The sequence below is a fragment of the Staphylococcus sp. 510 genome (assembly GCF_057219715.1).
This window is the reverse complement of record NZ_JBXVVK010000008.1, coordinates 19,838-39,069: the sequence shown is the minus strand read 5'-3', so window position 1 is coordinate 39,069 and position 19,232 is coordinate 19,838. Positions and strand designations below refer to the sequence as shown.

Here is a 19,232-nt window from a genome sequence, read left to right as displayed (position 1 = left end):
TATAAACTAAAATATTAAAAAAACTAATTTTATACATTTAAATAAAAATTACAATATACACATTTGACTAATATTTTAACTAGCGTATAATAATGGCGTAGTATTTTCAGAATATAAAAGAATGAGGAGTCAATATGGCAAATAAAAATGAAACAGAATCGAATAACAGTAAGATTAATCTGCCCCAGTTAGTGTTACTCGGATTAGGGTCATTAATTGGTTCAGGCTGGTTATTTGGTGCTTGGGAAGCATCGTCAATTGCAGGACCAGCAGCTATCATTTCTTGGATTATTGGATTCGTCGTTATAGGAACCATCGCCTATAACTACATTGAAATTGGAACTATGTTCCCACAATCTGGTGGTATGAGTAACTATGCTCAATATACACATGGTTCATTACTCGGATTCATAGCCGCTTGGGCAAACTGGGTATCACTCGTAACAATTATACCTATTGAAGCAGTTTCAGCTGTTCAATATATGAGTTCTTGGCCTTGGGATTGGGCTAAACCGATGGGTAGTTTAATGAAAGATGGTTCAATCAGTACAACAGGTTTAATCGCCGTTTATGCTATTATTATTATCTTCTCTTTATTAAATTACTGGTCAGTTAAATTATTAACTTCATTTACTAGTTTAATTTCTTTCTTCAAACTTGGTGTTCCATTATTAACAATTATTATGTTAATGGTTTCAGGATTTGATACAGGAAATTATGGTCACTCAACTGGCACATTCATGCCGTACGGTAGTGCACCAATCTTCGCAGCAACAACAATGTCAGGTATTATTTTCTCATTTAATGCATTCCAAACAATCATTAATATGGGATCAGAAATTAAAAGCCCTGAAAAGAACATTGCGCGTGGTATTGCTATTTCACTTACAATTAGTGCTGTACTTTATATCGTGTTACAAAGTACATTCATCACTTCTATGCCACAGTCAATGATTCATGAACATGGTTGGAGCGGTATTAACTTCAACTCACCATTTGCTGACATGGCCATTTTATTAGGTTTAAATTGGTTAGCTATTTTACTTTATATTGAAGCCGTAGTGTCACCATTTGGTACTGGTGTATCATTTGTTGCTGTAACTGGTCGTGTATTACGCGCCATGGAAAAAAATGGGCACATTCCTAAATTCTTAGGTAAAATGAATGAAAAATATAAAATTCCTCGTGTTGCAATTGTGTTTAACGCAATCATCAGTATGGTAATGGTTACACTATTCCGTGACTGGGGTACGTTAGCAGCAGTTATTTCAACTGCAACATTAGTTGCTTATCTAACTGGTCCAACTACAGTTATTGCATTACGTAAAATGGGTCCTAAGATGACACGTCCATTTAGAGCTAAAATTTTAAAATTCATGGCCCCATTATCATTCGTTCTTGCGTCACTAGCTATTTATTGGGCAATGTGGCCAACAACAGCAGAAGTTATATTAATCATCATTTTAGGTTTACCAATTTACTTCTTCTATGAATATAAAATGAATTGGAAAAACACTAAAAAACAAATCGGCGGAAGCTTATGGATTATTGTTTATCTCGTCGTACTTTCATTCCTATCATTTATTGGTAGTAAAGAATTCAAAGGTTTAAACTGGATACATTATCCATGGGATTTCTTAGTTATCATCATTGTTGCCCTTATTTTCTATCAATTAGGTGCAATTAGTTCATTCGAAAGTGTCTACTTCAGACGTGCTAAGAAAATGAATAGCAATATGGGTGATAAACTTAAGAAACGTAAACGTCGTGAGAAGCGCGAAAAAATTGCTGAAAAACGACAAGAACAACAAGATAAAGAAGAAAAACGCCAAAACAAAGAACACTAAACTCATAAATCAAATTAAAACTGCTAACGATTATAAACATCGTTAGCAGTTTTTTTATACATATAGCTGACTTTAATCATTTATTATATAGTGTTATTAAAGATGACTTTGAAAGGACGAATGACTATGGTGGTTAACATAACTTTAAATAACCGTATCGTTAAAGGTATTTATAGTAATGAAAATGATATTGACGCATTCCTTGGTATTCGCTATGCCCATCTCATGCATGGTCGATTTAAACATTCTGAATTGATTACTTCATTGCCTAAATCAATTGACGCAACCTTTATCAATCATATCCCCCCACAACCGTATAACCAACTTGAAGATTTTTTCTCAAGTGATGTTTCCTTTCATTTCAATCAATTTACACAAGATGAAGACTGTCTATATTTAAATATATGGCGACGTCATCACTCTCAGAATAAACACCGACCTGTCATCATCTATTTTTATGGTGGCGGATTTGTCAATGGTCATGGTAGCGCTGAACTATATCAACCTCAATCTGTAGTTAAACAGGAAGATGTGATTGTTGTCACATTTAACTATCGATTAGGCGCTTGGGGATTTTTAGATTGGTCCTTTTTTAAATCAAATTATGATTGTAATAATGGGCTCTCCGATCAAATCAATGCTATCAAATGGGTACACCAACATATTAAAGATTTCGGTGGCGATCCTAATAACATTACACTAATGGGTCAATCTGCAGGGAGTATGAGTATCATGGCTTTGATGCAATTACCAGAGACAGAACCCTATTTCCATAAAGTGATGTTACTAAGTGGTACATTGCGCTTAGACAATCAGAAAATAGGTCATGAAAAAGCGCAAAGATTTAGTGAAATCATAGCGGAACAATATCCTAACTCAACCATAACATCGTTAACTACAGAAAATATCAAGGATATCATGAATTTAGACCAATCCTCTCGTGGTAAGTCCAAAGGTTTAGAATTAATTTATGCACCTATTCAAACATCATCAATGACTATGGATAATCCCAATTTCTCAAAGTCAATCTTTGTTTCTTATACGCAACATGAAGGTGACATTTATATAAAAAATGAATCTCGAAAATTATCACCTGAGCGCTTTGTTAAAGCTATGGCTTTTAATGGTGTAGAAATAGAAGTCAGTGATGCCATTAGTGCGCAACAACAATCTAAATGTATCACTGACTATATATTTCAACAACCCGCACATAATTTTTTGAAAAGCATCAGTCATAATCCCAACAGATGGCTAGCTTCCTTTCAATGGCACCAACCAAACAGTACCAATTATCACTCTGCTTATCACATTTTAGATATGATCTTTTGGTTCGGTCATTTGTACATTTTAAAAGCTAATGGTTTAGATGTCACGACTCACGAACGTGAATTAAGTATGGAAATGATTCACGACCTTGCATACTTTGCAAGATTTAGTAGGATGCCATGGCTGCCATATCAAGTGGGTCATACAACACCACATATTTATGAATAAAAAAGGGAGTGGGACAACGAAATCAATTTTAAGAAAATGTTATTTCTGTCCCACTCCCTTTCATTATGCTTCTTTTTTAGCAAAGTGAATATTCTTTAATGTAAGGGTAACGACTAATCCTAGAAAGCCAATCAATGCACTTGTGTAAGTCACTGCATGTACTGATAGGTGTGATACAACTAAACCACCGATTATGCCACCCATTCCGATCCCTGCGTTTAAGCTAGACATATTCCAACTCATCACCTGGCTTGTATCTCCTTCAACATGTTCAATGAGACCACTCTGTACTGCTGGATTCGTACTCCATTGCATAATATTCCAAACAAATAATCCAATTAATAGCATGATAGTACCGGATAATATGAAATTTAAAACAAGCATCATAACAATAAATATCGTAATAGAGATAATTAACCAACGCTTACTTGTCCATTTATCTGCAAAGATACCTCCCAATGATGTACCTATCACACCTGCAACACCATTAATTAATAGCGCTAGTGATACAAATGACATTTCATGTCCGTTTGATAGTATCAGTGGATTAATATATACAAATGTGACTGAGTTCGCTACTAAAATTAAAAATGTAATTATAATAAATTTAGCTACTTCAGCTGGACGTAACACTTTAGATGTAACCTGATTAGAATGGTCAGCATCTGCATGATTTGCATGACTCAATTCATGTTCTTTAGGTAAATACATTATCATTAGTATACCTACAATGACACTGACAGCGACAATAAATATAAAAGTAAAACGCCAACCTACCCAATCGCCTATTAATGTTCCAATAGGTACACCAAACACGTTGGCACCACTAAATCCTGAATAGACAACACCAATCATCTTACCTCGATTCTTAGGTGAAGTTAACATGGCAGTCAACGCAAGTACCTTAACAATAATGAGTGATGCTGCTGCAGATGACAAAATACGTCCTATCACTAAAATAGTGAAATTAGGCGCTATTGCTATAATTAAATTCCCTATAATAAAAGTTACTAATGTCCAAAGTAATACCGATTTAGCTTTAAAACGTTGCGTCACTTTAACCAGAATCGGTCCACAAATGGCAAATGTTAAAGCATATAACGTAACAAGTTGGCCAATGACGGCTTCAGATACATGTAAATCTTGGCTCATTAAATTCATAATACCTGCTACCATCATCTCGACCATACCAACGATAAACACATTAAAAATGAAAGTAACGATACGCATCATCGACATTTTTCATATCCCCCTTTCATAAATTTTTCAATGTTTATAGCATAAAAAAACAGCTACAAACCCATTTAACTAAGATAAGTAACTGTTTCATTATATAATATTTTTTCATTATTTTGTTTGTCAGGAAATCAAAAGTTTAAAACTTTTCTTCATTAATCACATGGTTAATAAACTCAAGTGCAATGATAATAATAATTGCTCCAAAGACACCCCCATTTACAAAATATGAATTATGTAAGAGTGTCTCCATCCCAAAATCAACATTTAATGTATTTTCTATTAATACCATAATAAATCTAAATATGTTGTATATAAATAATATTAACAATATAAAGGATAGTATATATCCTATAACTTTCATTTCTGACACCCTCTACTATAATTTATTTTGGTATCCTTCTTTTTCTTTCTTTCTTCTACAAAATATAATAATGTAGCACACGTCGAACCACCTAAGATTGTGCTAGGATATTCTAAAATCATACTTAAGAAAGCTATTTGATTGTATATTGCTATACTACGCACAGTATATAAAAATAATGTAGCGATGATAAAAAAGCATGACATTTTAAATACTAATTTCATCAAACCATCTCCTTAACTTATATCTAACTTTATTTTATTTAGTCATCATAAATCAGTATTTATTTATAGTTTAAATTTTCCTTAAATCTTAAAAAGATAATAGTTTAACTATTTAAAAAGGATTAAAATGAATCCAAGAGGTGTAAAAAATGAGTAGCCAAATTTTGATTATTGAAGATGATAAAGATATACAAGAATTAATTAAATTATCTTTAACAACTAAAGGACTATCATCTATAGACACTGCAGATGATATAAATGAAGGACAGCGTCTTATTAACCAAAATCATTACCATGTCATACTATTAGATTTAAACTTAAAATCGGAAGATGGTTACGAATTAATGAAATTTGTGGACCTATCACAAACATCCGTTATTGTGGTGACTGCTAAAGAAGAAAATTTAGAGTTATACAGAGGTTTTGAAAAAGGCGTTGTAGATTATATCAAAAAACCTTTCGATCCCATGGAACTATACTATAGAGTATCTCTTCATTTAAAAGACGACTCAAATGATTTTTATCAACTTGGAAATCTAAAGGTCAATTTTAAAAGCGGAGACGTTTTTGTTAATCATAAACCAGTTTCACTTACGGCTAGAGAACTAGATTTACTATATTTTTTTATTAGTAACAAAAATCAAATTCTATCTAAAGAACAAATTTATTCAAAAGTATGGGGCTATGAAACATTCGTAGATGATAATACATTAATGGTTCACATTAGAACATTACGACGTAAAATTGAAGAAAATCCTAATCAACCAAAGTTTATCAAAACAATGCGTGGCAAAGGTTACATATTTAAGGGTGAGAATCATGAATAGACGATTTTTACTAAAATTCTTCAAATATTTAGCTGTATACTTATCTTTGACAATCATCATTGCAATGATAACAGTTACAGCAATAATAAATGTAACGATTAAAGACATTTATAATGATCTAAATAGTATTGAACCAGATTTTTTTATTTTTAACGAACCCATAGATAAACCATCACAACATATCAAAGACTTAGCTAAAAAAGACCATGCCAATATATATTACACGGATAAATATGGTCATATTTTATATCCAAATAAGCTAAAACATAAAAATATTAAACCTATTATCTTAGACAATATTAACTATGCTAATGCTGTCCCAACATATAAAGATGAAAGAACCTATTTCGTTTTTATTTATAAAAATCACAGTAGTATAAATATAGCAAATAAGAATCAAATCCAATCACGCAAACTACTACAAAGTGTGACCACCCATGATTATAATAAGTATGATTACAATTATCATAATAATAAATTAAGTTTTCGACTAAACCATAATAAGCGTCCTATTTTAAATAAAGATCAAATCAATGATGATCCAACAGATAATTTAAAAGAAGTTCCCTTAATACTATTAATCACTATAATTATAGATGTCTTTTTAGCACTGATTACATCTTATTTAGTATCAAAGCGTTTAACAAAACCATTAAGTTATTATATTGACTGGATTAGTAATTTGTCTCACGAAAAATTGCACCAACCAACAACTAAAGGTAATATCAAAAAATATAGTAAGACTTTCCCAGAATTACACACATCTCTATCTACGTTAAATCAACAATTGTTGCAAGATAAAATCTATCAAAATCAGATTCATTATTATAAATCAAAATGGATTTCTCAAATATCTCATGATTTAAAATCTCCACTGACATCTATTTATGGTTATTCTAAAATTATTGAGGTCAATCAATCAAATCAGAAATATGTAGCGCTTATATCTGAAAAAGCTAAGTATATGGAAGAATTAATACAATCATTAAACAAAGACTTTGATAATGAAACAAATCAAATGAAAAATGATAAAGAGAGTTTTCCAATTCAAAGTACTGTTGAAAAATTTGTACAAACACTTGGTTATGAAAACATTGATTTAACCTTCCTATTTGATTATGACGAATTATTTTATGGTAATAAATTATACTTTGAAAGAACTTTGATTAATCTTATTGAAAATAGTATTGAACATAATAATCGTAATCCAAAAATAGATATATTATTCGATAAAATTGAAAATACCCTTTTAATCGACTATAAAGATGATGGTAAAGGCATTTCAAATATTAATGATGATATATTCAAATCAGGTTATAGTACAAAAGAAACTCAAACAGAAAATCATGGTTTAGGATTAACTATAGTTAAAGAAGCTGTTGAATATCATAATGGAACAATTCATATTATTCCTTCTCAAAACGGTGTACACTTTAAAATCAAATTTATTTCCACGATATAAAAATAGCCAATCAATGAAAAGTCGTCTTATCATTGATTGGCTATTTATTTTGTATGTTTCATTAACTTGTCTTGATGTCTGTATTTCTTGCGATTAATTGGTGTCTCGCATTGAAGAATTGGCCGTAACTCATGTATGTGGCAATGAGTGCTGACATAATCGTAGCTGTTGTATGGATGAATACCACTAACAATTGGAATTTAATAGCTTGTAATGGCAGCACCCCACCAATAATCAATCCTGTCATCATACCTGGTATAGAGACAAGCCCATATGTTTTAACGGAATCAATTGTTGGCACGATAGCTAATCTAATACTTTCTCTAATTGATGATTTAGACGCAAGTTTGGGTGTTGCAGCTAACGTTAATTTAGATTCTATTTCGGAAACATCTTGTACAAATGCACGATCTAAATTTTGATAGGCTAAATTAATCGCAATTAAACCATTATTGGCTAACATCCCACCTATTGGTATCACTTCATTAGCTGTAAAATCAATGGCCCCTGTTGCAATCGTACCTGCTAATGGTAATGCCGTACCTACAAATATTGCAACAAATGAAATCCAAAACACATGATGCATTACTGGGGATGCACGTTGAATGGTATTCCAAGATGCATTGATGATAATCACTAACACGCATAAGATGAGTAACCATTTATCATTTATTTTAAAAATATAATGCAGTAAGAAGCCAAGAATGAGCAATTGAATGGTCGCTCTTATCGTTGCTACCACTAAATCTTTAATAATATGTAAGCCTTCCTTATAAGAGATGAGGATAGGGATAAACAATAACAACGCTGTTAAACATAATGCTATATTACTCATGTTGATTCAACTCCTCAATCTTATCAATTTCACCATCAATAATCGTCATTCTCTTTTGAAAATGTCTCATACTTTGGTCATCACTATGTGTAATCCATAAAATGGCAATGCCTTCTTTTGCCATTTTAAAAATAATATCTTCTACGCGTTCTTTATTATGTGTATCTAAAGCACTTGTCGATTCATCTAGTAATAAGACTTCGGGGTCAAACATTAATTGTCGTGCAATCGTGATGCGTTGTTTTTCTCCTCCTGACATATGTTCAGTTTCTGCAGATAAATCATAGTCACCTAGCCCTACTTTTTTTAAAAGGTTAAGGGCTTTATCTTTATCAAATACTTGGTCTCTCGCTTCTGAAGGAAACTTCATATTATCTTCAATCGTTGTACCTATCATCTCACTTTGTTGCATTAAGTAACTTACTTTCATACGAATACTTTCAGGTGCGTAATCATGATAAGGTTTACCGTTTAAATACAATGTGCCCGATGTAGGTTCAATCAAATGATTAAGTTGCTTTAAAAGTGTGCTCTTTCCACTTCCGGAAGGTCCAATAATCGCTATAGTGTCACCTTTATCCACCTTGAAATTAATATCCTTTAAAATTGTTCGGTGATCCGCTTCATAAGTTAAATGTTCAATTTCTAATAACATGTTACACGCTCCTTTAAATCCCATTACACTACTCATTCCCATTTTACTACGTTAAATAACAATATAATTAATTTTTATGATAATTTAAATTACAAAAAAAGAGAATGTGCTTTTATACACATCCTCTCACTATTTATTTTTAACAATTTATAGAGTAAATAAAATCACTATAAAAGAAATCGCGTTGTTAATCATATGAAGGGCAATCGAAGCTGCTAAATTACGTTTCGTAAGGTGATAAGCAGCCACAAAACCACTTGCCATAATTACATAAGGTCCTAATTCAAATGAAGATTGTGCTTCTGTCACATGTACCCCTGCAAACAATAGAATTGAAACCACATACATCAGGCCATATGTTAGTTTCTTACCTAACTCGTGAATCAATAAATGCCTGAACAATAGTTCCTCTACTATAGGTGTCACAATGACAATATCTAGAAACAGTACCGGCCACATCCATGCAGAAGTAAACATTTTTTCTAACATTTTATTATTTTCTGTATCACTAAACTGATATTTCTCTGGTAAAAATTCAACCATTATACCATACAACATATTCAATAAGTACATGATAACGATAATAATAATTAAAGTTACAATGTATTTTTTAAGGTCCTTCACTCTTTGGATAGCTAGTGGAATGAGTGTCTTTTGATGCATTAAATAAAATAATAATAGGACTAAGCACATACCAACGAAACCAAATACAGTAGCAAAATTAATACCAATCTCATTAACCCTACTATCAGATTTGATTTCCAGTGATATCGCAACGATGGCACCAATCATCATACCAATCATTGGAAATACGAATTGTCCCACAATAAGGTAAGCCACTATCAGCCAAAAATCTCTTTTAACTATCTTCTTAGATGCAAATTCATTTTGTTGTTGATGCGAATCTATGGGTTGTTGTGTAGATTGGTTTTCCATAAATGACTCCTTTTCACTCTAAAATTAGTTTTACATGATTAACATTTTGAATACCATGATGATAAATAACACGCATTGTATACCTGCTTGATAAAGATATGCCGCAGCTAAATTCATACCTGATTTAATATAAATCACTGTTGAACCTAATGCCATTATTAAAAATGGCAACATTTCCCACACACTCATCATATCGTACACATGAACCATAGTCTCAATCATAATAGAAAGTATGATTGTTACAGCGGTAGGCCATTTCTTACTTAATTCATGTATGATGATGTGTTTATAAATAATAACCTCAACCATCGGACGTAAGATAACCATTGATATCATGGTAAAACATAGTGCTGATGGATAATGAAATAATCCCTCAACTCTTCTTTCATATTGTGTTGGCCCTATACCAAACATGTTAAAAAGCCATCTCAATAGGCACATTACTATAACGACGCCGATAATGGTTAACAATATATGTAAGGTCTTGTTTCGAGCATAGTGTAACTGCCTTTTCATGACTTGAGCAATATCAAATTTATGCATCGCGAAAAAGATAAATAATACTAAAAATTGGTCTAATACAAATCCAATACTTAAAGATAAGTTATATAAAAACTGGGCTGGTGGTTTTTGAGTGATCATGGCTGTTAATCCTAGTGTTCCAAACACAATTATGATAGGTACCACCATTTGAAATAATATGTATATCGGTATGATTAAAAAATCTTTTTTCATGATTTGTGGTTGGTTCCATATGTCACGTTGTCTTTGCTGTTGACTCATGTGTCACCTCCTCAATCGTATTCTATCATAATTACTTTATCATTTTATGATTCATATTAATACATTATTTAACTTAACTTTCCTAATATAAATATTTCATAAATTTATACAATTAAAATTCTACAATATAAATTTAACCGGTTTCATTGTAAAACATAAAGAAAAGTGTATCATAGTGTTGGAGTAATGATTAAGGGGGGGGCATTTTAATGAGTGTACTGACTACAATGCAGTTTATCGTCAACATCATTATTATGATTTTTTTATTGGGGGCATTATTGCTAGGTATCATCTGGCTAATCAAAGATAAAAGACAAACACAACATAGTGTATTAAGAAACTATCCACTATTAGCTCGTATTAGATACCTTTCTGAAAAAATGGGACCAGAACTTAGACAATATTTATTCTCTGGTGATAATGAAGGTAAACCATTCTCTCGTACAGATTATAAAAATATTGTACTAGCAGGAAAATACAATTCAAGAATGACAAGTTTTGGGACAATGTCAGATTATGAAGATGGTTTTTACATACAAAATACTATGTTTCCACTACAAGCGAGTGAATTAAAAGTTGATAATACGACACTACTTTCAACTTTTATTTACCAAATCGAGAATGAACGCTTATTTAGTCGTGATGAACATCGTAAAAGTAAGCAAGTGGATCCATTCTTTTTAACTGATGACAATGCGGTAGTTCTTGGTGAACATCTAGAACATCCTTATAAGATTAAACGTTTAGTTGGCCAATCAGGTATGAGTTACGGTGCTTTAGGTAAAAATGCTATTTCAGCTTTATCTAAAGGTTTATCTAAAGCCGGTACATGGATGAATACAGGTGAAGGTGGTCTATCAGAATATCATCTTAAAGGTGATGGCGATATCATTTTCCAAATTGGGCCAGGGCTATTCGGTGTCAGAGACAAAGCGGGTAATTTCAGTAAAGAACAATTTAAAACAGTGGCTGAACGTAAGAATGTACGTGCTTTCGAGTTAAAATTAGCGCAAGGTGCCAAAACACGTGGTGGACATATGGAAGGAAATAAAGTGAATGAAGAAATAGCTAAAATCCGTAATGTAGAACCATTTAAAACGATTAACTCACCGAACCGCTTCGAATTTATTCATAATGCTACAGACTTGCTCAATTGGGTAGACGAAATACAACAACTAGGCCAAAAGCCAGTTGGATTTAAAATTGTTGTCAGTCGTGTTGAAGACATCGAGACACTAGTCAAAACCATGGTGAAACTAAATAAATATCCAAGTTTCATCACTGTGGATGGTGGCGAAGGTGGTACTGGTGCAACATTCCAAGAGCTTCAAGATGGTGTTGGATTACCTTTACTAACTGCCCTACCTATCGTGTCTGGCATGTTAGAGAAATATGGTGTACGAGATCGTGTGAAAATTTTCGCATCAGGTAAACTGATCACACCAGACAAAATTGCTATTGCTCTTGGTTTAGGTGCCGATTTAGTTAATATCGCGCGTGGCATGATGATTAGTGTAGGTTGTATCATGAGTCAACAATGTCATATGAATACATGTCCTGTTGGTGTTGCTACAACAGACCCAAAGAAAGAAAAAGGATTAATTGTTGATGAAAAGCAATACCGAGTAACCAACTATGTCACAAGTTTACATGAAGGTTTATTTAATATTGCTGCAGCTGTAGGCGTATCAAGTCCAACAGAAATCACTGCAGACCATATCATTTACCGAAAATTAGACGGCGGTACACAAACCATCCACGATTACAAATTAAAATTACTATCATAATAAGGTGTACATACAAGGCGATTACTTTACAAGTGGTCGCCTTTTTCTGTGCTTTTATCATAGACACTCATCTATATAGATGATAATCTATATATGTTTTGGAGGTAATTATGTCATATCAACAATTAGCATCTATATTAAAAGTATTATCCGATGAAAATCGATTGGAAATTTTAGATATTTTATCATGTGGTGAACTATGTGCGTATGATTTACTACAACATTTTGAAATTTCCCAACCTACATTAAGTCACCACATGAAAGTTTTAGTTACATATCAATTTGTCACAACTAGAAAGGTAGGCAATAAACGCTTTTATCAATTAAATCATGAATTTTACACACAAATCATTGATAATTTAAACCTTATTAATACAACACATGATCAGTGTGTATGTCAGTCAGTGAAACGAGGTGATCATTCATGTTGACAACCCTTGCTATCGTCATATTCCTTATCACACTCGTCTTTGTAATTTGGCAACCGAAAGGATTAGATATTGGTATTACTGCTGTCATTGGTGCCATCATCGCAATCATTACAGGTGTTGTTAGCCTTTCAGATGTAGTTGAAGTGACTCAAATTGTTTGGAATGCCACACTCACCTTTGTCGCAATTATATTGATATCGTTAATTCTAGACCAAATCGGCTTTTTCGAGTGGGCAGCATTACACATGGTCCGAGCATCTAAAGGTAATGGTCTCATCATGTTTGTTTTAATCATGATTCTTGGTGCGATTGTCGCTGCTTTCTTTGCCAACGACGGTGCTGCATTAATCTTAACCCCTATTGTTTTAGCTATGGTCCGTCATTTAGGATTCAATGAGAAAATGGTCTTTCCATTTATTATTGCAAGCGGGTTTATCGCAGATACGACGTCGCTACCAATGATTATTAGTAATTTGGTTAATATTGTCTCAGCCGATTACTTCGGCATAGGTTTTGGTGAATATATGAGTCGTATGATAATACCTAATCTATTCTCATTAATCGCTAGTATCGTTGTTTTATGGATTTATTTCAGAAAATCAATTCCGAAACGTGTCGATACCACTCATATCAATCATCCATCATCTGCCTTAAAAGATTTACGTCTATTCCGAATCTCATGGATTGTCCTTGTAGTATTGATGATTGGCTATTTCGTAAGTGAATGGCTTCAAATACCTGTTTCATTGATTGCAGGTGCCATTGCCATCATTTTTATTTTACTCGCACGACAATCCAAAGCCGTTCATACGAAACAAGTCATTAAAGGGGCACCATGGAATATTGTTATCTTTTCAATTGGTATGTATCTAGTCGTTTTTGGCTTGAAAAATGCCGGTATCACAACTATATTAGCTGATACACTATCACATATTTCCGTTCATGGTTTATTCGCAAGTATTATGAGTATGGGCTTTATCTCAGCTATTCTCTCTTCAATGATGAACAATATGCCAACTGTCTTAATTGATGCGATTGCGATTGGTCAGTCAGGCGTATCTCATTCACTTAAAGAAGGTATGATCTATAGTAATGTGATTGGTTCAGATCTAGGTCCTAAAATCACACCGATTGGTTCACTAGCGACATTATTATGGTTACATGTATTAGCACAAAAAGGTGTCAAAATTTCATGGGGAACATATTTTAAAACAGGTATTGTGATTACTATTCCAGTCCTATTCTTCACATTACTAGGCTTATATTTAACGTTAATTATTTTTTAATAAGGAGTTCTAAACATGACAAAGAAAATCATTTATTTCATTTGTACTGGCAATTCATGTCGTAGTCAAATGGCTCAAGGCTTTGCTGAAAATATTTTAGATTCAAGTTGGGAGGTATATTCAGGCGGTATTGAAACACATGGTGTAAATCCAAAGGCTATCGAAGCTATGAAAGAAGTTAATATCGATATTTCACAACATACATCAGATTTAATACAACAAGATATTCTAAATCGTGCTGACTTAGTCGTTACATTGTGTAGTCATGCTGATCAACACTGTCCTACTATACCACCATCAGTAAAGAAAGAACATTGGGGCTTCGACGACCCAGCCGGTAAAGATTGGTCAGAATTCCAACGTGTTAGAGATGAAATTAAAGTAGCTATCGAAAACTTTAATCAACAACAATAAAACACATAAAATAAAAAGCCAGTACATGCGATAGCAATTGCATGTACTGGCTTTTATTATTAATCGTCATGGTCGGTCATATTACTTTTTTCTTTTAAACCATTACGTTTCATTTGGCTAACTGTTTTATCTAAACTTACTTTATTATTTTTACCTTTGACTGATACAAAGCCTAATTTTTTCTTCAATTGATCGATATCAGCTTTTTCGTAATCGATGTCTATATGTTCCACAGCTTTATCATCTTTGTAATCAATTTTGAATGATACACCTTTGTCACCTTTAAATGCCTTCTCATCTTTCTTTAACATATCTTTGGCTTGTGCTTTATCAATACCTAAATCATCATATTTCAAAGTACCTATTGTAGATTGTTTCAATACTTCGTCACCTTTATATGTAAGCGACGTAATAATCTGTTTACCATTAACGTCACCCTCGAACGTTTTCGTTTGCTCTTTACTACAAGCAGCTAGTGTAATCGCACTTAATGCGATAACTACTAGAAGTGAAACTAGTTTTTTCATATGATCGCCTTCTCTCACTTGTTTGTTGGGGCAATGGTACCATTACCTGATTTATTATTGATATTAATATACCCTTATTCCTTAAACATTTCCATCAATACATACCATTAAATGTCCTATGTTAAACTATATGTAACTAATGATTGGGAGGATGATGGTATGACTGAGTCTATACAATTACTTAAAGAACTGACTGCTGCCAATGGTATTGCAGGTCGAGAAATGCAAGTGAAGTCTATAATGAAACATTATTTATCACCAATAAGTGATGCAATCGTAGAAGATAATTTGGGTGGCATATTCGGTAAAAAGACCGCCACAAATGGTTCTAAATCTATTTTAATATCAGGACATATGGATGAAGTGGGTTTCTTAGTAACTAAAATTGATAAAGATGGTTATTTATCATTTAATCCAATTGGTGGTTGGTGGAACCAAGTCATGCTTTCACAAAAAGTGACTGTCACAACAGATGATGGTAAAGCATTAAGAGGTATTATCGGTTCTAAACCACCACATGTACTATCTCCTGAAGAACGTAAGAAAACCGTAGACATTAAAAATATGTATATCGATATTGGTGTGAATAGTAAGGAAGAAGCTGAGCAAGCCGGCGTGTCAGTTGGCAATATGGTCACACCATACAGTGAATTCGAAACACTAGCGAATGATAAATATATGACTGCTAAGGCATTTGATAATCGTTATGGTTGTGCATTAGCTATCGACGTTCTCAATGAACTAAAAGATGAAACGATAGATATTAACTTATATTCAGGTGCCACAGTACAAGAAGAAGTTGGATTACGTGGTGCGAAAGTGGCTGCACAAACCATTCAACCTGACTTAGCCATTGCAGTAGACGTGGCAGTCGCATTTGATACGCCAGGAATGTCTGGTCAAACAAGTGACAGTTATTTAGGTGGGGGCCCTGTTGTCATTATGATGGATGCTTCAAGTATCGCACACGAAGGATTACGTCAACATGTCAAAGAAGTCGCAAAACAACATCATATTGATGTTCAATGGGATACTACACCTGGTGGCGGTACAGATGCAGGTAGTATTCATGTTGCGAATGAAGGTATTCCTACAATTACATTGGGTGTCGCCCTTCGTTATATGCACTCTAATGTATCGGTCATTCATAAAGATGATTATGATCGTTCAGTACGTCTTGTTGCTGAAATTGTGCGCTCATTAAATGATCATACGTATAACAATATCAAATGGTAAGCTAATCCTTTGGGAGGTGACTTTATGATACTATTTGGCCCATTAAAATGTTCTCATTGTCAACGTGAACTTAAAGAAGATGAGCCTATCTATATTAAAGTTAAAGGAAAAGATCTTCATGGATATACTCACTTAGGCGGTTGGGCCGACCAACAATATAAGTTATGTGAAGCATGTGCAAAGCAACTCAAATAGATTTAAAGCCAAGATGTCACTTATTTCCTGGGACATCTTGGCTTTATTACTTATATATGATTATTTGATTGATTTCTTCCAACTATCATCACTTAACATTTCACCTGGCCATGTATATGCCATCACGCCACCATCAATACGAATCGTTTCACCTGTAATAAATGAACTATCGTCAGACGCTAAGAATGTTACTAATTTACCTACTTCATCTGGTGTACCTAAGCGTCCTAATGGCGTCACCCATTTTTGATTTTCACGGAATGTTTGCCCCGCTTCATCTTGAGCCGTACCAGCTAAATTATCTACTAATGGTGTTTCTATCGTGCCCGGTGCAATGGCATTAGCACGGATATTGTCACGACCATATTCAATAGCAATGGATTTCGTAAAGTTAATCACTGCACCTTTAGCAGCATTATAACCAGAACGATAAAGATCTGCTGCTTGCCCAGAGAATGAAGCCGTATTAATGATTGAACCACCATTATCCATCATTAACGGTAAAAGGAATTTCGTTACTAAGAATGTACCTCTCATATCTACACCCATAATTTTATCAAATACTTCAACTGGGTATTCATGAATACGTCCTGCACCATTATCAACACCCGCATTGTTAAATAATATATCTACATGCCCAAATTCCGATTTAATTTGGTTTGCTGCAAAGGTTTGAACTTGTTGCTCATCAGAAATATCTACTTGAAATGCTGTCGCTTGTCCACCTTGTTGTTTAATATCTTCAACTGTTTGATTTAATTGATCAGAAATGTCTAAAGCCAAGACGTGTGCACCTTCTTGGGCTAATACATTGGCAGAAGCTTGACCAATACCTGTACTTGCACCTGTCACAACTGCTACTTTATTCTCTAAACGTTTCATATAACGTCACTCTCCTCAATATTTTCCTAAAATGAAATCTTAGTATTGTTGTTCCACTTTCATAATAGGACTAAACGCCGTAATGACAATGATAACGCTTTAATTCAAAATAAATACTTCAGATCTTGATCACACATATTGAATTTACATTTACTAACGAATCATATATACTTCTTTTTAAATTTCAGAAAATTCTTATCATTATATGTAATATTTGCTATACTTTTAGATAATTTAACTAAGGAGTGGTTCATGAATGGCAACAAACTCAAAGCAAAAACCATCAATCGTTAGTAAATTTTAAATGGGGTCGAATGGGTAGGTAATAAATTACCTGATCCAACGGTACTCTTCTTCTTAATGTGTGTCGGACTTGCCATTATTACTTGGTTTGTTTCTCTATTCAATGTTTCCGTCAAACATCCAGGTAACGGCGAAACTATTCATATCAAAAGTATTCTAAGCCATGATGGCTTTGCCATGATTATGAATGATGCTATTAAGAACTTTTCTGAATTCCCTGCCCTTGGGCTTGTACTAGGCGTCATGATTGGTATTGGTGCCGCTGAAAAATCAGGTTATTTCGATAAACTCATGATTTCAGTGGTCAATCGAGCACCAAAGAAGTTAATCGTCCCTACCATCATTTTGATTGGTATCGTTGGTAGTACAGCTGGTGATGCAGCAACGATTATCTTACCACCTTTAGCAGCAATGCTATTTATCAAGATTGGTTATCACCCTATCGCAGGTCTAGCAATGGCGTATGCATCTGCTGTTGGTGGATTTGCTGCCAATTTAGTCGTAGGTATGCAAGATGCGTTAGTCTATTCATTTACAGAACCAGCTACAAGAATTGTATCTGAAAAGATTAAAACCAATGTAGCTATGAACTGGTATTTCATTGCAGCCAGTGTAGTTGTGTTATTACCTACCATTCACTTAGTGACAACAAAGTTAATTATTCCTAGACTTGGTAAGTATGACGATTCAGATGCACACGATGATATGGAAGAGACGTCTTCTCATATCACACCTGTTGAGAAAAAGGCATTATTTTGGGCTAATATGAGTTTCATCGTCTTACTTGTGTTACTCATCATTTGTGCCATTCCAGAGCATAGCTTTTTAAGAAATGCTAAAACAGGCAGTCTACTTGATGATGCACCTTTAATTAATGGTGTCGGTCTCATTATCTTAGTCATCTTCTTAGTATCGGGTGTGATATACGGTGTCTTAAGTCATGAAATTAAAAACACTAAAGATTTAGGACAAATGATTACTGATTCAATGTCATCTATGGGCTCGTTCATTGTCATTGTATTCTTTGCAGCACAACTCCTCGCCTTCCTAGAATGGAGTAACCTTGGTGTAATTACAGCAGTTAAAGGTGCCAAATTACTACAACATCAAAATGGTATTGTACTGATTATTGGTGTCATCTTCCTAAGTGCACTCGTCAATATGCTAGTGGGTAGTGCCTCTGCTAAATGGGGTATTTTAGCACCAATCTTTGTGCCAATGCTTATTTTAGTCGGCTTTCACCCTGCCTTTACTCAGGCTATATATCGAGTAGGCGATTCCATTACTAATCCAATCACACCAATGATGCCTTACCTACCGTTGTTGTTATCTTATGCTCAAAAGTATGATAAAAACATGAAACTCGGCACCCTACTTTCAAGTCTAATGCCATATTCAATCGCCTTAACGATTGTATGGACACTATTCACACTCATTTGGTTCTTACTAGGTATTCCAGTCGGACCCGGTGGACCACTACATGTAAAATAAATAGATTGCATCATCTT

The 19,232-nt window shown here is 33.7% G+C and carries 18 protein-coding genes and 1 pseudogene; 11 read left to right on the top strand and 8 right to left on the bottom strand.

All coding sequences use genetic code 11. The features are described from left to right. The first annotated feature begins 134 nt into the window (after positions 1–134). Both AC2D8K_RS07550 and AC2D8K_RS07545 read left to right on the top strand, forming a co-directional pair. Entirely contained in the window at positions 135–1,847 is a 1,713-nt protein-coding gene (locus tag AC2D8K_RS07550) for an APC family permease (RefSeq protein WP_002450384.1), read from the top strand. A gap of 129 nt (positions 1,848–1,976) precedes the next feature. Continuing rightward, on the top strand, positions 1,977–3,341 hold the full coding sequence (locus AC2D8K_RS07545) for a carboxylesterase family protein (RefSeq protein ID WP_172852455.1): 1,365 nt from the start codon (positions 1,977–1,979) through the stop codon (positions 3,339–3,341). 63 nt (positions 3,342–3,404) lie between these two features. Here AC2D8K_RS07545 and AC2D8K_RS07540 read toward each other — a convergent pair whose 3' ends face one another. Together AC2D8K_RS07540 and AC2D8K_RS07535 are read right to left on the bottom strand one after the other, a co-directional pair. Beyond that, on the bottom strand, positions 3,405–4,580 hold the full coding sequence (locus tag AC2D8K_RS07540; RefSeq protein ID WP_002450386.1) for an MFS transporter: 1,176 nt from the start codon (positions 4,578–4,580) through the stop codon (positions 3,405–3,407). 357 nt (positions 4,581–4,937) lie between these two features. After that, a complete protein-coding gene (locus tag AC2D8K_RS07535; protein ID WP_037551773.1) occupies positions 4,938–5,165 on the bottom strand; it encodes a hypothetical protein in 228 nt (75 codons plus the stop codon). Between the two features lie 149 nt (positions 5,166–5,314). On the opposite strand from AC2D8K_RS07535, the gene AC2D8K_RS07530 reads away from it, so the two are divergent. Together AC2D8K_RS07530 and AC2D8K_RS07525 are read left to right on the top strand one after the other, a co-directional pair. Continuing rightward, positions 5,315–5,992 carry a response regulator transcription factor gene (locus AC2D8K_RS07530; RefSeq protein WP_002450388.1) on the top strand — a complete coding sequence of 226 codons (678 nt, stop codon included), beginning with the start codon at positions 5,315–5,317 and terminating at the stop codon, positions 5,990–5,992. Next, entirely contained in the window at positions 5,985–7,454 is a 1,470-nt protein-coding gene (locus AC2D8K_RS07525) for a HAMP domain-containing sensor histidine kinase (protein WP_002450389.1), read from the top strand. The genes AC2D8K_RS07530 and AC2D8K_RS07525 overlap by 8 nt, the downstream gene beginning before the upstream one ends. A 61-nt stretch (positions 7,455–7,515) precedes the next feature. On the opposite strand, the gene AC2D8K_RS07520 is transcribed toward AC2D8K_RS07525, so the two are convergent. The 4 genes from AC2D8K_RS07520 to lnsB form a co-directional block, all read right to left on the bottom strand. Next, positions 7,516–8,289, bottom strand: coding sequence for an ABC transporter permease (locus AC2D8K_RS07520; RefSeq protein ID WP_002450390.1), 774 nt, complete (start codon positions 8,287–8,289; stop codon positions 7,516–7,518). Then, entirely contained in the window at positions 8,282–8,944 is a 663-nt protein-coding gene (locus AC2D8K_RS07515; protein WP_002450391.1) for an ABC transporter ATP-binding protein, read from the bottom strand. The genes AC2D8K_RS07520 and AC2D8K_RS07515 overlap by 8 nt, the downstream gene beginning before the upstream one ends. A gap of 147 nt (positions 8,945–9,091) precedes the next feature. Then, on the bottom strand, positions 9,092–9,880 hold the full coding sequence (locus AC2D8K_RS07510) for a CPBP family intramembrane glutamic endopeptidase (protein ID WP_484698369.1): 789 nt from the start codon (positions 9,878–9,880) through the stop codon (positions 9,092–9,094). A gap of 30 nt (positions 9,881–9,910) precedes the next feature. Then, positions 9,911–10,663 carry a CPBP family lipoprotein N-acylation protein LnsB gene (gene lnsB, locus AC2D8K_RS07505; RefSeq protein WP_484698367.1) on the bottom strand — a complete coding sequence of 251 codons (753 nt, stop codon included), beginning with the start codon at positions 10,661–10,663 and terminating at the stop codon, positions 9,911–9,913. Between the two features lie 209 nt (positions 10,664–10,872). Between lnsB and AC2D8K_RS07500 the strand changes: the two genes are divergently transcribed. From AC2D8K_RS07500 to arsC, 4 genes are all read left to right on the top strand, one after another. Beyond that, positions 10,873–12,450, top strand: a complete 1,578-nt coding sequence (locus AC2D8K_RS07500; RefSeq protein WP_002450394.1) for an FMN-binding glutamate synthase family protein — start codon at positions 10,873–10,875, stop codon at positions 12,448–12,450. Positions 12,451–12,560: 110 nt separating this feature from the next. Next, the gene (locus tag AC2D8K_RS07495) at positions 12,561–12,881 is read left to right on the top strand and encodes an ArsR/SmtB family transcription factor (RefSeq protein WP_002450395.1); all 321 of its coding nucleotides are present in this window, start codon (positions 12,561–12,563) and stop codon (positions 12,879–12,881) included. Then, positions 12,875–14,167, top strand: coding sequence for an arsenite efflux transporter membrane subunit ArsB (gene arsB / locus AC2D8K_RS07490; RefSeq protein WP_002450396.1), 1,293 nt, complete (start codon positions 12,875–12,877; stop codon positions 14,165–14,167). The genes AC2D8K_RS07495 and arsB overlap by 7 nt, the downstream gene beginning before the upstream one ends. A gap of 15 nt (positions 14,168–14,182) precedes the next feature. After that, positions 14,183–14,581, top strand: coding sequence for an arsenate reductase (thioredoxin) (gene arsC, locus AC2D8K_RS07485; RefSeq protein WP_002450397.1), 399 nt, complete (start codon positions 14,183–14,185; stop codon positions 14,579–14,581). Between the two features lie 59 nt (positions 14,582–14,640). Here arsC and AC2D8K_RS07480 read toward each other — a convergent pair whose 3' ends face one another. After that, the gene (locus AC2D8K_RS07480; RefSeq protein WP_002450398.1) at positions 14,641–15,108 is read right to left on the bottom strand and encodes a YehR family lipoprotein; all 468 of its coding nucleotides are present in this window, start codon (positions 15,106–15,108) and stop codon (positions 14,641–14,643) included. Positions 15,109–15,267: 159 nt separating this feature from the next. On the opposite strand from AC2D8K_RS07480, the gene AC2D8K_RS07475 reads away from it, so the two are divergent. Further along, positions 15,268–16,344 carry a M42 family metallopeptidase gene (locus AC2D8K_RS07475; protein ID WP_002450399.1) on the top strand — a complete coding sequence of 359 codons (1,077 nt, stop codon included), beginning with the start codon at positions 15,268–15,270 and terminating at the stop codon, positions 16,342–16,344. Positions 16,345–16,368: 24 nt separating this feature from the next. After that, positions 16,369–16,539 carry a hypothetical protein gene (locus AC2D8K_RS07470; RefSeq protein ID WP_002450400.1) on the top strand — a complete coding sequence of 57 codons (171 nt, stop codon included), beginning with the start codon at positions 16,369–16,371 and terminating at the stop codon, positions 16,537–16,539. Positions 16,540–16,599: 60 nt separating this feature from the next. On the opposite strand, the gene AC2D8K_RS07465 is transcribed toward AC2D8K_RS07470, so the two are convergent. Next, positions 16,600–17,421, bottom strand: coding sequence for an SDR family oxidoreductase (locus tag AC2D8K_RS07465; RefSeq protein WP_002450401.1), 822 nt, complete (start codon positions 17,419–17,421; stop codon positions 16,600–16,602). 256 nt (positions 17,422–17,677) lie between these two features. Here AC2D8K_RS07465 and AC2D8K_RS07460 point away from each other — a divergent pair. Then, positions 17,678–19,215, top strand: a pseudogene (locus AC2D8K_RS07460) (AbgT family transporter). The last annotated feature ends 17 nt before the right edge of the window (positions 19,216–19,232 follow it).

Coding starts and splice junctions, on each gene's coding strand:
- AC2D8K_RS07550 (WP_002450384.1), top strand. CDS start 135: ATGGCAAATAAAAATGAAACAGAATCGAATAACAGTAAGATTAATCTG.
- AC2D8K_RS07540 (WP_002450386.1), bottom strand. CDS start 4,580: ATGTCGATGATGCGTATCGTTACTTTCATTTTTAATGTGTTTATCGTT.
- AC2D8K_RS07535 (WP_037551773.1), bottom strand. CDS start 5,165: ATGAAATTAGTATTTAAAATGTCATGCTTTTTTATCATCGCTACATTA.
- AC2D8K_RS07530 (WP_002450388.1), top strand. CDS start 5,315: ATGAGTAGCCAAATTTTGATTATTGAAGATGATAAAGATATACAAGAA.
- AC2D8K_RS07525 (WP_002450389.1), top strand. CDS start 5,985: ATGAATAGACGATTTTTACTAAAATTCTTCAAATATTTAGCTGTATAC.
- AC2D8K_RS07520 (WP_002450390.1), bottom strand. CDS start 8,289: ATGAGTAATATAGCATTATGTTTAACAGCGTTGTTATTGTTTATCCCT.
- AC2D8K_RS07515 (WP_002450391.1), bottom strand. CDS start 8,944: ATGTTATTAGAAATTGAACATTTAACTTATGAAGCGGATCACCGAACA.
- AC2D8K_RS07510 (WP_484698369.1), bottom strand. CDS start 9,880: ATGGAAAACCAATCTACACAACAACCCATAGATTCGCATCAACAACAA.
- lnsB (WP_484698367.1), bottom strand. CDS start 10,663: ATGAGTCAACAGCAAAGACAACGTGACATATGGAACCAACCACAAATC.
- AC2D8K_RS07500 (WP_002450394.1), top strand. CDS start 10,873: ATGAGTGTACTGACTACAATGCAGTTTATCGTCAACATCATTATTATG.
- AC2D8K_RS07495 (WP_002450395.1), top strand. CDS start 12,561: ATGTCATATCAACAATTAGCATCTATATTAAAAGTATTATCCGATGAA.
- arsB (WP_002450396.1), top strand. CDS start 12,875: ATGTTGACAACCCTTGCTATCGTCATATTCCTTATCACACTCGTCTTT.
- arsC (WP_002450397.1), top strand. CDS start 14,183: ATGACAAAGAAAATCATTTATTTCATTTGTACTGGCAATTCATGTCGT.
- AC2D8K_RS07480 (WP_002450398.1), bottom strand. CDS start 15,108: ATGAAAAAACTAGTTTCACTTCTAGTAGTTATCGCATTAAGTGCGATT.
- AC2D8K_RS07475 (WP_002450399.1), top strand. CDS start 15,268: ATGACTGAGTCTATACAATTACTTAAAGAACTGACTGCTGCCAATGGT.
- AC2D8K_RS07470 (WP_002450400.1), top strand. CDS start 16,369: ATGATACTATTTGGCCCATTAAAATGTTCTCATTGTCAACGTGAACTT.
- AC2D8K_RS07465 (WP_002450401.1), bottom strand. CDS start 17,421: ATGAAACGTTTAGAGAATAAAGTAGCAGTTGTGACAGGTGCAAGTACA.